This is a genomic window from Variovorax sp. RO1 (assembly GCF_002849325.1).
Lineage (GTDB): Bacteria > Pseudomonadota > Gammaproteobacteria > Burkholderiales > Burkholderiaceae_C > Variovorax.
This window is the reverse complement of sequence record NZ_PKMT01000001.1, coordinates 958759-973208: the sequence shown is the minus strand read 5'-3', so window position 1 is coordinate 973208 and position 14450 is coordinate 958759. Positions and strand designations below refer to the sequence as shown.

General features: G+C 69.3%; 17 protein-coding genes. 7 read left to right on the top strand and 10 right to left on the bottom strand.

Going from position 1 to position 14450, the window contains the following annotated elements; translation table 11 throughout:
• The first annotated feature begins 2 nt into the window (after positions 1 to 2).
• From CY658_RS04595 to mnmH, 5 genes are read left to right on the top strand one after another with little or no spacing between them, the layout of a single operon-like run.
• Positions 3 to 866, top strand: coding sequence for a putative selenate ABC transporter substrate-binding protein (locus CY658_RS04595; protein ID WP_101489056.1), 864 nt, complete (start codon positions 3 to 5; stop codon positions 864 to 866).
• 13 nt (positions 867 to 879) lie between these two features.
• Positions 880 to 1704, top strand: a complete 825-nt coding sequence (locus CY658_RS04590; RefSeq protein ID WP_101489055.1) for a phosphonate ABC transporter ATP-binding protein — start codon at positions 880 to 882, stop codon at positions 1702 to 1704.
• Entirely contained in the window at positions 1701 to 2543 is an 843-nt protein-coding gene (locus tag CY658_RS04585; RefSeq protein WP_374221082.1) for a PhnE/PtxC family ABC transporter permease, read from the top strand. Before CY658_RS04590 ends, CY658_RS04585 begins: the two co-directional genes overlap by 4 nt.
• On the top strand, positions 2540 to 3337 hold the full coding sequence (gene phnE / locus CY658_RS04580) for a phosphonate ABC transporter, permease protein PhnE (protein WP_101489054.1): 798 nt from the start codon (positions 2540 to 2542) through the stop codon (positions 3335 to 3337). The genes CY658_RS04585 and phnE overlap by 4 nt, the downstream gene beginning before the upstream one ends.
• A gap of 39 nt (positions 3338 to 3376) precedes the next feature.
• Positions 3377 to 4444 carry a tRNA 2-selenouridine(34) synthase MnmH gene (gene mnmH / locus CY658_RS04575; RefSeq protein ID WP_101489053.1) on the top strand — a complete coding sequence of 356 codons (1068 nt, stop codon included), beginning with the start codon at positions 3377 to 3379 and terminating at the stop codon, positions 4442 to 4444.
• Here the strand turns inward: mnmH and fdhD are convergent.
• The 6 genes from fdhD to modB all read right to left on the bottom strand — a co-directional run bounded on the left by fdhD (position 4381) and on the right by modB (position 10471).
• On the bottom strand, positions 4381 to 5286 hold the full coding sequence (fdhD, locus tag CY658_RS04570) for a formate dehydrogenase accessory sulfurtransferase FdhD (RefSeq protein ID WP_257884684.1): 906 nt from the start codon (positions 5284 to 5286) through the stop codon (positions 4381 to 4383). The two genes, mnmH and fdhD, sit on opposite strands and share 64 nt — an antisense overlap.
• A 19-nt stretch (positions 5287 to 5305) precedes the next feature.
• The gene (locus CY658_RS04565; protein ID WP_101489051.1) at positions 5306 to 5593 is read right to left on the bottom strand and encodes a hypothetical protein; all 288 of its coding nucleotides are present in this window, start codon (positions 5591 to 5593) and stop codon (positions 5306 to 5308) included.
• Positions 5590 to 7932, bottom strand: coding sequence for an FdhF/YdeP family oxidoreductase (locus CY658_RS04560; protein WP_101489050.1), 2343 nt, complete (start codon positions 7930 to 7932; stop codon positions 5590 to 5592). The genes CY658_RS04565 and CY658_RS04560 overlap by 4 nt, the downstream gene beginning before the upstream one ends.
• A gap of 289 nt (positions 7933 to 8221) precedes the next feature.
• Positions 8222 to 9010, bottom strand: coding sequence for an ABC transporter ATP-binding protein (locus CY658_RS04555; RefSeq protein ID WP_101489049.1), 789 nt, complete (start codon positions 9008 to 9010; stop codon positions 8222 to 8224).
• The gene (gene modA / locus CY658_RS04550) at positions 9007 to 9756 is read right to left on the bottom strand and encodes a molybdate ABC transporter substrate-binding protein (RefSeq protein ID WP_101489048.1); all 750 of its coding nucleotides are present in this window, start codon (positions 9754 to 9756) and stop codon (positions 9007 to 9009) included. Before modA ends, CY658_RS04555 begins: the two co-directional genes overlap by 4 nt.
• A 28-nt stretch (positions 9757 to 9784) precedes the next feature.
• Positions 9785 to 10471 carry a molybdate ABC transporter permease subunit gene (modB, locus tag CY658_RS04545; protein WP_101489047.1) on the bottom strand — a complete coding sequence of 229 codons (687 nt, stop codon included), beginning with the start codon at positions 10469 to 10471 and terminating at the stop codon, positions 9785 to 9787.
• A gap of 115 nt (positions 10472 to 10586) precedes the next feature.
• Here modB and CY658_RS32960 point away from each other — a divergent pair, with 115 nt between their 5' ends.
• Positions 10587 to 10826 (top strand): hypothetical protein, encoded by a 240-nt coding sequence (locus CY658_RS32960; RefSeq protein WP_257884683.1) that lies wholly within the window; start codon positions 10587 to 10589, stop codon positions 10824 to 10826.
• A complete protein-coding gene (locus CY658_RS04540; protein WP_192193265.1) occupies positions 10823 to 11503 on the top strand; it encodes a nitroreductase family protein in 681 nt (226 codons plus the stop codon). Before CY658_RS32960 ends, CY658_RS04540 begins: the two co-directional genes overlap by 4 nt.
• Here CY658_RS04540 and tsaA read toward each other — a convergent pair.
• The 4 genes from tsaA to apbC are packed head-to-tail and all read right to left on the bottom strand — an operon-like array spanning position 11464 to position 14447.
• Entirely contained in the window at positions 11464 to 11961 is a 498-nt protein-coding gene (tsaA, locus tag CY658_RS04535; RefSeq protein WP_101489045.1) for a tRNA (N6-threonylcarbamoyladenosine(37)-N6)-methyltransferase TrmO, read from the bottom strand. The two genes, CY658_RS04540 and tsaA, sit on opposite strands and share 40 nt — an antisense overlap.
• Positions 11958 to 12305, bottom strand: a complete 348-nt coding sequence (locus tag CY658_RS04530; RefSeq protein ID WP_101489044.1) for a winged helix-turn-helix domain-containing protein — start codon at positions 12303 to 12305, stop codon at positions 11958 to 11960. Before CY658_RS04530 ends, tsaA begins: the two co-directional genes overlap by 4 nt.
• A gap of 51 nt (positions 12306 to 12356) precedes the next feature.
• Entirely contained in the window at positions 12357 to 13307 is a 951-nt protein-coding gene (locus CY658_RS04525) for a LysR substrate-binding domain-containing protein (RefSeq protein WP_101489043.1), read from the bottom strand.
• Positions 13308 to 13355: 48 nt separating this feature from the next.
• Positions 13356 to 14447 carry an iron-sulfur cluster carrier protein ApbC gene (gene apbC / locus CY658_RS04520; protein ID WP_101489042.1) on the bottom strand — a complete coding sequence of 364 codons (1092 nt, stop codon included), beginning with the start codon at positions 14445 to 14447 and terminating at the stop codon, positions 13356 to 13358.
• Between the last annotated feature and the right edge of the window lie 3 nt (positions 14448 to 14450).

Sequence of the window (14450 nt, the reverse complement as noted above, 5' to 3'; positions counted from 1 at the left end):
CCATGCAAACGAAACAAACCGTGTCCCGGCTGGCCATCGCGCTGGCCCTGTCCCTCACCGCCGTGGGCGCCTTCGCCCAGGGCGTGCTGCGCGTGTCGGCCATTCCCGACGAAGCGCCCACCGAGCTGCAGCGCAAGTTCACGCCGCTGGGCGACTACCTGAAGAAGGAAACCGGCATGGACGTGCAGTTCACGCCCGTGACCGACTACGCCGCCGTGGTCGAAGGCCTCGCCACCAACAAGATCGACATGGCCTGGCTGGGAGGATTCACCTTCGTGCAGGCGCGCATCCGCACCAACGGCGGCGCGGTACCGATCGTGCAGCGCGCGGAAGACGAGGTGTTCACCAGCAAGTTCATCGTGCCGATCGACAGCCCCGCCAAGACGCTGGCCGACTTGAAGGGCAAGACCTTCGCCTTCGGCGCGCCCTCCTCCACCTCGGGAAGCCTGATGCCGCGCTACTTTTTGCTGCAGGCCGGCATCAACCCCGAGAAGGACTTCAAGACGGTCGCGTTCTCGGGCGCACACGACGCCACCGTGGCCTTCGTGGCCGCATCGCGCGCCGAAGCGGGCGTGCTCAACGCCTCGGTGTGGGACAAGCTGGTCGAGTCGAAGAACCCCAACGCCGCCAAGGTGCGCGTGCTCGCGACCACGCCGACCTACTACGACTACAACTGGACCGTGCGCCCCGGCATGGACGCGGCACTGCAGAAGAAGCTGACCGATGCATTCCTGAAGCTCGACCCCACCAACCCGGCGCACAAGGAGATCATGGCGCTGCAGCGCGCGAGCAAGTTCATCCCGACGAAGTCGTCGAACTACGACGGCATCGAGACGGCGGGCAAGTCGGCAGGCCTCATCAAGTAAGCGGACCGCGCGGATGAGTTTTTCGCTCGACGGCGTGGGCGTCGTCCACCCCAACGGCCAGCGCGCGCTGGCCGGCGTGACGCTGGCCGCGCGCGATGGCGAGCGCATCGCCGTCATCGGGCCCTCGGGCGCGGGCAAGACCACGCTGCTGCGCGTACTGGGCGCAGCGCTGCGGCCCGGCGAAGGCGAGGTGCAGGCGCTGGGCCAGCACCCGTGGCGGCTGACGGCACGTGCGCTCAAGCAGCTGCGCGCGCGCATCGGCACCGTGCACCAGGCGCCGCCGATCGCGCCGCGCCTGCGCGTGGTCACGGCCGTGCTCGCGGGCCGGCTCGGCCAGTGGTCGGTGCCGCGCGCGCTGGGCTCGCTTTTCTATCCTTCCGACATCGCAGGCGCGCACGAGGCACTGGCCCGGCTCGCGCTCGAAGACCGGCTGTTCGACCGCTGCGACCGCCTCTCGGGTGGCCAGCTGCAGCGCGTGGGCATCGCCCGCGTGCTGTACCAGCGCCCCGCACTGCTGCTGGCGGACGAGCCGGTGTCCGCGCTCGACCCCACGCTGTCGCACGCGGCCGTGGGCCAGCTGGTCGCACAGAGCGAATCGACCGGTGCCACGCTGGTCGCGTCGCTGCACGCGGTCGACCTCGCGCTGCGCTGGTTTCCGCGCATCGTGGGCATGCGCGACGGGCAGGTCGCCTTCGACCTGCCGGCCGCCGAGGTGACGCCGGCGCTGCTCGAGGCGCTCTATGCGAGCGAAGGCGGCGTGGCGACGCAGGGGCCGCTGCCGGTCGCACCGCCGGTCGGCACCGCCGAGCCGGCCTTCCATCGGCCGGACTGCCCGTGACGACCACGACGACGCTGTCGTCTCCCGCCCTGCGCGATCCGCAGGCGGGCCGCCGCCTGGCCGGCTGGCTCGCGGCGCTGGTCATCGCATGGCCGGTGCTGGCGCTCTCCGAATTCAAGCCATGGGCGCTGTTCGGCAGCGGACAGCTCGCCGTCATCGGCGGCTTTCTCGCGGGCTTCTTCCCGCCCGACGGTTCGCCAGCTTTTCTCGCACTGCTCGCCAAGGCCACGCTCGAGACACTGGCCATGGCCACGGCCGGCACGGCCATGGCGCTGCTGATCGGCGCGCCGCTGGGCTTCGTGACCACGCGGGCGCTCTCCATCTCGCGCATCGGGCCCGGCCCCGGCCGGCTGCAGGCCGGCATCGTCCGCCAAGCAGCGCGCTGGCTGCTGATGGTGCTGCGTGCCATTCCCGAGATCGTGTGGGCGCTGCTGTTCGTGCGCGCGCTCGGGCTCGGCCCCGCGGCCGGCGTGCTGGCGCTGGCCATCACCTACGGCGGCATGCTGGGCAAGGTCTACGCCGAGATCCTCGAATCGACCGACACGCGCCCCGCGCGCGCGCTGCTCGAAAGCGGCAGCGGCCGGCTCGCGGCGCTGTGCTACGGCCTGCTGCCGCACACGGCGCAAGAGCTGGCCTCGTACACCGTGTACCGCTGGGAATGCGCGGTGCGCGCCTCGGTGGTGATGGGCTTCGTCGGCGCGGGCGGCCTTGGGCAGCTGATGGACCAGTCGATGAAGATGCTCAACGGCGGCGAAGCCAGCAGCATCCTGCTCGTGTTCCTCGCGCTCGTGCTGCTGGCCGACATGCTGAGCAACGCGCTGCGAAAGCTGCTGGCATGACGACGCTGCCACCACGCCCTCCTCTGTGCCTGCGCTGCTGGCTCGCCGTGGCGCTGATCGCCGCCGCGGTGATCGCGAGCTTTGTCTACCTGGGCATCGACTACGGCGCGCTGGGCTCGGCCGAATCGCTCAGGCTGATGGGCAAGTTCATCGCCGAGTTCTTCCCGCCCGACGTGTCGTCCGAGTTCCTCGCCAAGGTCGGCCACGGCGCGCTGCAGACACTCGCCGTGTCGGCGCTGGGCACCGTGCTGGCCGCCGTGGCCGGCGCCGTGCTCGCACTGCCGGCCTCGGGGCGCACCGGCGGGCCGCTGCGCCATGGCGCGCGCTTCGTGCTCAACTTTCTGCGCAGCGTGCCCGAGCTGGTGTGGGCTGCGCTGATGGTGCTGGCCGCCGGCATCGGTCCGTTCGCGGGCGCGCTGGCGCTGGCGCTGCACACCACGGGCGTGCTCGGCCGCCTCTTTGCCGAGGCGCTGGAGAACGCACCGCGCGAACCCGAGCAGGCACTGGCGCTCTCGGGCGCCGGCCCGGTCGCGGCCTTCAGCTACGCCAGCCTGCCGATCGTGCTGCCGCAGTGGGTGGCCTACACGCTCTACCGCTGGGAAATGAACATCCGCATGGCGGCCGTGCTGGGCTTCGTCGGTGGCGGCGGGCTGGGGCAGCTGCTGTACTTCCACCTGTCGATCTTCCAGCAGCAGCAGGCGATGACGGTGCTGATCGCGATGTTCGTGCTGGTCACCTTTGTCGACTTGGCGAGCGCTCGCTTGCGCAAGGGCCTCGGCCCTGCCTACGCCTGAGCCCTGCGGCGACAATCGGGGGATGAGGTTCCTCCCGCCATGAGTCATCGCCAGCCCGTTCGGGTGGCCGACCGCCACGCCTTCGATTCGATCATCGACGCCCGCTCGCCGGCCGAGTTCGCGCTCGACCACATCCCCGGCGCCATCAACTGCCCGGTGCTCAATGACGAGGAGCGCCACATCGTCGGCACGGTCTACGTGCAGACCGGCGCCTTCGAGGCGCGGCGCATCGGCGGCGCGATGGTCGCGGCCAACATCGCGACACATCTGCGCGACACGCTGGCCGACCGACCCGAAAAGTGGAAGCCGCTGGTCTACTGCTGGCGCGGCGGCATGCGCAGCGGCTCGATGGTCACGTGGCTGCGCCTCGTGGGCTGGGACGCGCAGCAGCTCGCGGGCGGCTACAAGAGTTTTCGCCGGCATGTGATCTCGCAGATCGATGCGCTGACGCCGCAGCTCGACCTGCGCGTGGTCTGCGGCGCCACCGGCAGCGCCAAGACGCGCGTGCTGCACGCGCTGGCCGAACGCGGCGCGCAGGTGCTCGACCTCGAAGACTTCGCCAACCACAAAGGCTCGCTGCTCGGCGCGTTGCCGGGCGTGCCGCAGCCTTCGCAAAAACACTTCGAGACGCGCATCGCGACCGTGTTCGACGCCATCGATGTCTCGCGTCCGCTGTATGTCGAGGGCGAGAGCGTGCGCATCGGGCGGCTGTCGCTGCCGCTGGCGCTCGTGGCCCAGATGCGCGCCGCGCCGTGCATCGAGGTGGCCGCCACGCCCGAGGCGCGGCTGAGCTACCTGCTGCGCGACTACGCCTACCTGGGCGACGACCGCGCGGCGCTCGCCGAGAAGATGGGCGTGCTGAAGGAAATGCAGGGCAAGGAAACGGTGACGCGCTGGCAGCAGTGGGCGCATGACGCCGACCTGCCGCACCTGTTCGCCGAACTCATGTCGCTGCACTACGACCCGCACTACGAGAAGTCGCAAGAAACGCACTTTCGCGCGTGGGCCAAGCGCCAAAGCGTGGCGGCGTCCGACCTGTCGGATCAGGGCATCGAGGCCGTGGCCGACGCGGTGCTGGCGCTTGGCGACCCCAGCCCGTCTGCATAGAGCACGCCGCGCGGCGCGCGGCACAGCCCCCAGAAACGCAGGCCGCTGAGCTCGGCCATGCGCACGCCCATCGCGGTCGGCGCCGAGATGGTCGCCATCGCCGCGATGCCCAGGCGCGCGCACTTGCGCACCAGCTCGTGGCTGCCGCGACTGGACATCAGCACGAAGCCGGGTTCATCGAGCCGATTCGCACGCGCGAGCTTGCCAAGCAGCTTGTCGAGCGCGTTGTGACGACCGACGTCTTCCATCAGGTCGGTCAGTTCGCCGTCCACCGTGGCCCAGGCCGCGGCGTGGATCGCACCGGCTTCGGCATTGAGCACCTGGCGCGGCGACATGGCGGCGAAGGCACGCAGCACGGTGGCGAGGTCGATGCGCTCGATCCAGTCGCGCGGCGGCACGCGCTGCGGCGACAGGTCGAGCCCCGCGAAGCTTTCAACGCCGCACACACCGCAGCCCGTGCGGCCCGCGAGGCTGCGGCGCCGGTCTTTCAGGCGTTCGAAACTGCGCGTGGCAATGTCGAGCTGCACCTCGATGCCGGGCATGCCCTCGGGCAGGCCGGCGTCGGAGGCATCGACCACCTGCACCTCGATGCCGCGGCAATCGGCGGCGCTGTCGAGGATGCCTTCGCTCAGCGCAAAACCGAGCGCGAAGGCTTCGAGGTCTTGCGGCGTGGCCATCATCACCGCGTGCGAGACGCCGTTGAACACCAGCGCCACCGGCACCTCGGCGGCCAGTGTGTCGTCGCGCACCACGCCTTCGGGCGCGAGGCCGCGCTCGCCGAAGACATGCACAGCATGCCGCGCGAGCGGCGGCAGGGAGTCGGGTTCGGGGGTGTTTGTCATGGCCGCGGCCATTGTCGGCTCAGCCGGGGTTGTCGTCAGCCGGCAGGCTCTCGGCCACCGCGCGCCCGGCGTCGGTGAGGTGCGCGACCCAGCGCTCGTCCTGCTGCACCACGCGCACCCAACCGGGGCCGCGCACGCCGCCCAGGGCGGCATCGCCCATCAGCGTGAGCTGGCGCATGACCACGCTCGCGCCCTGCCCGAGCCGCTTGCCCAGGCGCGGCAGCGACATGCCGCCCTCGCCGGGCGCTTCGGCGAGCGCACGCAGGATCGCGATGGAAAAGGCGTCGGCGTCAAACCCTGCGCTCATGCCGCCACGGCGTCGACTTCCACCACGACCGGCGCCACATGCAGCGACAGCACCACGGGAATCGACTTGGACGTCGGCGTGCCCGCGTTCTCGGCCACCGACGACAGCGGCACCAGTGGGTTTGTCTCGGGGTAGTAGGCCGCCAAGTTGCCACGCGGGATGTCGTAGGCGACCAGCTTGAAGCGGTCGGCCCGACGTTCCTGGCCGTCGCTCCACACGGTCTGGATGTCGACCCAGTCGCCGTCCTTCATGCCGAGCTGGCGGATGTCGTCGGCGTGGATGAACACCACGCGGCGCTGGCCGAACACGCCGCGGTAGCGGTCGTCCATGCCGTAGATCGTGGTGTTGTACTGGTCGTGCGAGCGCGTGGTGAGCAGCGTGAACACCAGCGTGTCGCGCTGCGACGCAAAGCGCGCGCGGGCCCGGTGCGCGTGCGTGTCCAGCGGCACGGCGTGCGTGAAGAACACGGCCTTCTGCGACGCCGTGGCCCACACGCGCTCGCTCGCCGTGTTGCGCAGGCGAAAGCCGCCGGGGCGCGCCACGCGCGCGTTGAAGTCCTTGAAGTCGTCGAACACGGCTTCGATCTTGTCGCGGATGCGGGCGTAGTCTTCCACCAGCCAGAGCCACGGCGTCTTGCTGCGCGCGCCGATGGTCGCTGCAGCCAGGCGCGCGACGATGGCGGGCTCCGACAACAGGAGCTCCGACGCGGGCGGGTTGATGCCCATCGAGATGTGGACCATGCTCATCGAGTCTTCGACCGTCACGCCCTGCGGGCCGTTCGCCTGCATGTCGATCTCGGTGCGGCCCAGGCAGGGCAGGATGAGCGCCTCGCGCCCGTGCACGATGTGGCTGCGGTTGAGCTTGGTGGTCACGTGCACCGTGAGGTCGCACTGCTGCAGCCCTTTCCACGTCTGGTAGGTGTCGGGCGTGGCCGCCGCGAAGTTGCCGCCGAGCGCGAAGAACACCTTGCCCTTGCCGTCGAGCATGAGCTGGATCGCCTCGACCGTGTCCACACCGTTCTCGCGCGGCGGCTCGAAGCCGAACACCTGCTCCAGCCGGTCGAGCAGCGCGGCCGGCGGCTTTTCCCAGATGCCCATGGTGCGGTCGCCCTGCACGTTGCTGTGGCCGCGCACCGGGCAGGCGCCCGCGCCTTCACGGCCCATGTTGCCGCACAGCATGAGCCAGTTGCCGATCATCTGGATCGTGGCCACCGAATGCTGGTGCTGCGTGATGCCCATGCCCCAGCAGGCGATGACACGCTTGGCGCCCAGGTACACGTCGGCCGCCGCGCGGATCTGCGCTTCGCTCAGGCCCGATTCCTGTTCCAGCAGCGGCCACGATTCGGCACGCAAGTCGTCGGCCAGCGCCTCGAAGCCGAGCGTGTGGGTGGCGATGAAGTCATGGTCGAGCACCGAAGGCTCGCCACGCGCCACCGCCGCGTCTTCGCGCTCGATGACGTGCTTCATCATCCCCTTCACGGCCGCGAAGTCGCCGCCCACGCGCAGCTGAAAGTAGTGCGTGCTGATCGGCGTGGAGCCCAGCGTGGCCATCTCCAGCTTGTCCTGCGGGTCGGCAAAGCGCTCCAGCCCGCGCTCGCGCAGCGGGTTGAAGCTCACGATGCGCGCGCCGCGCTTGGAGGCCGCACGCAGTTCGCCGAGCATGCGCGGGTGGTTCGTGCCCGGGTTCTGGCCGAAGATGAAGATCGCATCGGCCTTCTCGAAATCTTCGAGCGTGACCGTGCCCTTTCCCACGCCGATCTGCGGCCGCATGCCGCTGCCGCTGGGCTCGTGGCACATGTTCGAGCAGTCGGGAAAGTTGTTGGTGCCGTACTCGCGAACGAACAGCTGGTACAGAAAAGCCGCCTCGTTGCTCGCGCGGCCCGAGGTATAGAAGATCGCCTGGTTCGGGTCGGGCAGCGCGTTCAGGTGCTGCGCGATCAATGCGAAGGCGTCGTCCCAGTCGATGGGCACGTACTTGTCGCTGGCCGCGTCATACACCATGGGATGCGTGAGCCGGCCCTGGTCTTCGAGCCAGAAGTCGCTCTGCTGCGCCAACTCGGCCACGGTGTGCTTCGCAAACAGCGCCGGGCCCGCGCGGCGCGCGGTCGCCTCGGCGGCCACGGCCTTCACGCCGTTCTCGCAGAACTCGAAAGTCGAGGCATGGTTGCGGTCGGGCCACGCGCAGCCCGGGCAGTCGAAGCCGTCGGGCTGGTTGGCCGAGAGCAACGTCTTCGCGCCCTTGACCGGAATGTCCTGCCGCAGCAGCGCATTCGTCACGCTGCGCAACGCGCCCCAGCCACCGGCCGGACCCTTGTAAAACTCGATCTTCTGCTCGCTCATGGCGGCAGTGTTGGCCGGTGGGGGTCTGGCGTCAAATTGAATCGGGACATGCGGCGATTCAAAATGGAAATGAAAGGCTCAGCGATGAGTCGGTTTCTGTCGCTTCGCCGCCAAATCGAGCTTCACCGTGAGACGCCGTATCAGCTCATTCGCATCGATATACACACCGCTGCGACGAGCTTCAGCCAACGATGCCAAGCCTCGCGCCAGAAATGCAGGCTTCGAACGCGTGGGAGAGACGTTGACTGATTTCATCGCTCGACTGTAGCGTCGATGCCATGCGCAGTCGTCAGCTGCGCGCCCCACCCATCAGCAAACCCCGCAGCTTGCTGCGCAGCGGCGTCTCCTCGACCTCCTGCACACCCGCAATCTCCCGCAGCGCAAAGTCGCGGCTGTCGGCGTTGTGCAGGTCGATCTCCCGCACCACCTGACCGTCCTTGTAGACGAAGGCCACGTCGGCCAGGGCGAGCACATCCTCGATGTCGTGCGTGATCATCAGGACCGGGATGCCCCACTGCTTGCGCACCTGCGCCAGCTCGTTGCGCAGCTCGGCGCGCAGCATGGGGTTGAGCGCCGCAAAGGGCTCGTCGAGCAGCAGCACCTGCGGTTCGCAGGCCAGCGCGCGCGCCAGGGCCACGCGCTGCTGCTGACCGCCCGATAGTTTTTGCGGCCGGCTGTCGGCCAGTGCGGCGAGGCCGAAGCTGTCGAGCAGCGCCTGCACGCGCTCGGCGTCGCGCGCCGGCAACCGGCGGCGGTGCCACGCCGTGAGCCCGAAGGCCACGTTCTCGCGCACCGTGAGGTGCGGGAACAGCGCGTAGTTCTGGAACAGGTAGCCGATGCGGCGCGCCGGCGCGGGCACGTCGATGCGCTGGGCCGCGTCGTACAGCGTGCGGCCGTCGAGCCGCACATGGCCTGCCGACGGATGCAGCAGGCCGGCGATGGCCTGCAGGGTCAGCGACTTGCCGGCCCCCGAGGGGCCGTAGAGCGCGGCAAAGGGAACGTCGGTCTGGAAGCGCACGGCGAGGTCGAAGCGCCGGGCCCCGTCCTTCACCGTGAGCTGCAGATCGACATCGATCATGGCTTGCCGAAACCGTAGCGCGTGAGCACTTCCTGGGCCGCAGGCGTCGACAGGAACGCGATGAAATCGCCGGCCAGCGCCCTCTGCCGGCTCTCGGCCACCACGGCGATCGGGTAGGTCACGGGCGTGTGGCCGGTGGGCGTGAAGGCGACCTTGACCTTGTCGCCGGCCACGGCCGCGTCGGTGCGGTAGACAAAACCGGCCTCGACCTCGCCACGGCTCACGTAGTCGAGCACCTGGCGCACGCTGTCGGCCTGCACGAACTTGGGTTCGAGCACGGTCCAGAGCTTCGCGTTGTCCAGCACCTGCTTGGTGTACCGGCCGACCGGCACGGTGGCGGTCTTGCCGACGGCGATCCGCTTCACGCTCGCGCCGCTCAGGTCTTGCAGCGACTTCAGGCCGACGGCGCCCTGCGCGGGCTCGACCAGCACCAGGCTGTTGGTGACGAAGTCCTTGCGGGTGGCGGTATCGATGAGCTTCTGGTCGGCGCCGCGATTCATGGTGTCCTGGTCGGCGCTGGCGAACACGTCGACCGGCGCGCCCTGGCCGATCTGCTGCAGCAGCACGCCCGAGGCGGCGAAGTTGAAGCGCACGGTGCTGCCGGCCTTGGCGGCTTCGAACTTGGGACCGATTTCCTTGAACGCGTCGGTCAGGCTCGCAGCAGCGGACACGGTGATCTGCTGCGCCGCCGCCGCAAGCGGCAGAGCGAGGACGAGCACGAGGGACAAGAGGCGCAACGAACGCATGGGCACAGTCTCCAGGAAAAAGTGGAAATCAACGAAGCGAAAAGAAGCGGTTCGACACGACCAGCACGGCAATCGACAGCACCGACGTGACGACCACCAGCAGCAGCGCCAGGTCGTCATGGCCCGCCTGCACGGCGTCGTAGATGGCCATCGACAGGGTCTGGGTCTGCTTGGGAATGGAGCCGGCCACCATCAGCGAGGCGCCGAACTCGCCCATGGCGCGCGCGAACGCGAGCAGCGTGCCGGCCAGGATGCCGGGCCAGGCCAGCGGCAGCGTGACACGCAAGAACACCGAGAACGGAGACTGGCGCAAGGTGCTGGCGGCGGCTTCGAGCGAGCGGTCGACGTTCGAGAACGCCGCGCTGGCCGACTTGAGCACCAGCGGCAGCGCGACCACGGCCGAGGCCACCACGGCGCCGTGCCAGCTGAAGATGATGGTGTAGTCGAAGTGCTCGCGCAGCCACGCGCCGAGCGGGCTGCGGCGCCCCGCCGCCACCAGGATGGCGTAGCCGATCACCGTGGGCGGCAGCACCAGCGGCAGCATGAACACGGCCTCGAGCACGCCCGAGCCGACGAACTGCTTGCGCGCAAACACCCAGCCCAGCGCCACGCCGACGACCAGCGCCAACAGCGTCGCGACCGCCGCGACCTGCAGCGACAGAACCAGCGGAGACCAGTCGGTGGTGGCGATGAGCGAAGCAGTCGTCGTGTTCATTTGAATACGGCGAGATTGTTACACGCGCCGTCCTTTTCATTCATACGGGGATGCGCGAATGCGCCGGTCTTCATATACTGGCGAATACAGCGTTGGAGACTTTTCCCATCCGCCCATGCGCCCTTCCATCCACGACACCGTTGTCCGCTCGACCTCCGGCAGGCCCGAGCTTCGCCATGTGACACAGGTGCACGAATGGCGCATCGAGCGCACGCTGGACGCCGGCGGCTTCGTGCTGTCGATCATCGCGCCGGGCGGCGAGAGCCAGTCGTTCCTGGTGGCACCGGGCGATGCGCAGGACATCGGCGAGGTGCTGCGCCGCAGCGCCGCGTGGACCGACCGGCGCGAGCAATGACAACCCAGTGGCACCACATGACGGGTGCGGAACGCATCCTCGAAGTGCTGCTGACGCGGCGCTCGGTCTCGCCGCGGCGCCTGCAATCGCCCGGCCCGAACCCCGACGAACTCGACGCCATCCTGCAGGCCGGCCTGCGCGCGCCCGACCACGGCGGGCTGCATCCGTGGCGCGTGATCGAGTTCCGCCCGCAGAACCGCGAGGCGCTGGCCTGGTGCTTCGAACAGGAAAAGCTGCGCCGCGACCCGCTCGCCAGCCCGACCGACCTGCGGCGCGCCCGCGAGCACGCCACGCGTCCGCCGCTACTGCTGGGCTTCGTGGTGTCGCCGCGCGAGCGCAGCAAGATCCCGGCACGCGAACAGTGGCTGGGCGCCGGTGCGGCGCTGGGCAACCTGCTGGCCGCCGCGCACCAGCTGGGCTATGGCGCCATCGTGCTCAGCGGCGAGCGCTGCTTCGACGAGACGCTGGTGCGCCAGGTCGGCGTGCAGCCGGGCGAGTACCTGGCGGGTTTCATCAGCATGGGCACGATTCGCGAGGCGCCGCCACAGGCGCGCGAGACGCTGTCGCAGGACGTGTGGTCGTGCTGGCAGGGCGACCTGCTGCCGGGCGTAGCCGGTGACGGCTCAGCCGACAGCGATCAGTCCATCCGGCCGTCGGAGCGCGTGCGCGGCAGCTGATCGAGCCGCGCGCCGAACCAGCCCACACGCTCGGTCTCGCGCACGTCGAAACGCGGCACGTAGGGCTTGATGTCGAGCACGGGCGTGCCGTCGACCATGTCGTTGCCGCTGAAGTGCAGCGTGGTGCCGTCCACCGCCGTGAGCCGCACGATCGACAGGCCCAGCCGGTTCGGCCGCGCGGGCGAACGCGTGGCGAACACGCCGTGCGTGGCATCGTCGAGAAAAGGCACCACCTCGAGCCGTTCATGCGCACAGCGGTGCAGGTGCGTCACGAGGATCAGGTAGTCGAAGCCTTCGATGTCGCGCAGCCCCGGCGCGAACTCGGCGAACACCTCGAGGCGCCCCACTTCGTCGGGCGCGCCGGCCGTCTGGATCGGCATGCCCGAGGTCTCGGTGAAGCGGCTGCGCACGATGCCGACCGGGCGGCTGACGACGGGGTCGATGTCTGCAGCGTTCATGGCGCGAGCAGGCGCGTGAGCGCGCGAACATCAGCGGCTGTCGCGAGGCGCGCGGCGTTCTCGATCGCGCGGTAGCGCTTCACGATGTCCTCGCCCACCGGCGTGAGCGCCGTGCCGCCGCCGCGCGAGCCGCCGGCTGCCGTGTTCACTGCGGGCGAGACCAGCGTCTGGTTCATCTCGTCGATCAGCATCCACGCACGTCGGTACGACATGCCGAGCAGGCGGGCCGCCGCCGAGATCGAGCCGGTCTCGGCCACGGCTTCGAGCACGGCGATCTTGCCGGGGCCGATGGCGATGGTGTCGTCCCGGTAGATGCGCAGGCGGAACTGGGCTTTGGATTTCATGATGGCGCAAAGGGTAAACCATCCGGATGCCATCGGCACCCGCGCGCCGGGCTACGCGGCGTCGAGCGCGCCGCTGTGCTCGCGCGCCTGCGCTTGCCATTCGGGCGTCTGCAGAAAAGCCAGCGCGGCATCGAGCGCACGCGCAGGCCGCACGCCCTCCTGCGTCATGAAGCCGATGGGCGTGCGCACCTCGGGCGACACCAGCGGCAGCGCCTCCAGTTCGCGGTGGCTGCGCACGGCCGCCACCATGGCGCCGGGCAGCACGCTGCTGACGGTGCCCACGCTCACGGCCAGCGCGAGCGTGAGCACGGAATTCGTTTCAATGGCGGGCGCCACCGCGGCCACGCCGGCATCGCGCAGGGCCTGGTCGATGATCGCGCGGTTGTGCATGTCGGGCGTGAGCAGGCACAGCGGCAGCTTGCCGGCTTCGGCCCAGGGGATGGGGCGGCCAATGCGCAGCCGGTCGGCCGAGGCCTTCTTGGCGCGCCGCAGCAGGAAGTAATGCTCGATGCTCTGCGGCCAGGCCTTGAGCTTGACGCCCGGCAGGTGCATGCGCTCGGTGTAGCCCAGCGCGAGGTCGACCGAGAGGTTCTCCAAGCCCGTCTCCAGCTCCTGCGAACTCATGGAGAGCACGGCCGGCACGATGCCCGGATGCCGCTGCTGCAGCATCGCGGCAAAGCGCGACAGCATCGGGATCGCGGTCGGCACGGCGGCCATGCGCAGGCGCCCGCGCGGGTCGTCGGCCTCGCTGCGCAGCTCCTGCAACAGCACCTCGTTGTCGCGCAGCATGCGTTGCGCCGTGGCCAGCACGCGCTCGCCTTCGTGCGTGAGGCCCACGTACACGCGGGAGCGCTTGACGATGACGACGCCGAACTCGCCTTCCAGTGCGCGCAGTGCGTTCGAAAGGGCCGGCTGCGTGATGTGGCAAGCCTGCGCGGCGCGGCCGAAATGCTTGTGCTCGCTGAGTGCGACGAGGTAGCGCATGGAGGCGAGCAGGTTCATCTCGTTGCCTTTCCGTCGGCGCTCCGCCCGCCCGACGCCGCCATGCCGTTAGGTATTTTTGCTGATCGAAATCGTCGGGAACTTCGCTGAGAAGTCCTTCGCCTTCTCCGCAATCCCCACCGCCACGCGGCGTGCCACGGCCTTGTAGAGCGCAGCGACTTCACCGTCCGGATCGGACACCACCGTCGGCGCCCCGCTGTCCGCCTGCAGCCGGATGTTGATGTCCAGCGGCAGCGCGCCCAGGTATTCCATCTGGTATTCGGCCGCCATCTTCTTGCCGCCGTCCGCGCCGAAGATGTGCTCCGTGTGGCCGCAGTTCGAGCAGATGTGCACCGCCATGTTCTCCACGATGCCCAGGATCGGCACGCCGACCTTCTCGAACATCTTGATGCCCTTGCGTGCGTCGAGCAGCGCGATGTCCTGCGGCGTGGTGACGATCACCGCGCCCGTCATCGGCACGCGCTGGCTCAGCGTGAGCTGGATGTCGCCGGTGCCGGGGGGCATGTCGACGATCAGGTAGTCGAGGTCTTTCCAGTTGGTCTGGCGCAGCAGCTGCTCGAGCGCCTGCGTGGCCATGGGGCCGCGCCAGATCATGGCCTGGTCGGCGTCGACCAGGAAACCGATCGACATCACCTGCACGCCATGGCGCTCCTTGGGCTCCATGTTCTTGCCGTCGATGCTCTCGGGGCGGCCGTCCAGGCCCATCATCATGGGCTGGCTCGGGCCGTAGATGTCGGCGTCGAGCAGGCCCACGGTGGCGCCCTCGGCGGCCAGCGCCAGCGCCAGGTTGGCGGCCGTGGTGCTCTTGCCCACGCCGCCCTTGCCCGAGGCCACGGCCACGATGTTGCGCACGTTGGGCATCAGCTGCACGCCGCGCTGCACCGCATGGCTGATGACCTTGGTGACGATGTTGACCGACACGTTCTCCACGCCCGGCACCGTCTTGGCCGCGGCCACGAGCGACTTGCGGATGGCCGCGTGCTGGCTCTTGGCCGGATAGCCCAGTTCGAGCTCGAACGAGACGTCGCCCTCGGCGATCTGGAGGTTTTTGAGCGAGCGCGTCGCTGCGAATTCTTTGCCGGTGTTAGGGTCCGTGACGCTCTTGAGCGCGTCCATGAGCCCGTCGGGGGTGAGTGCCATTGA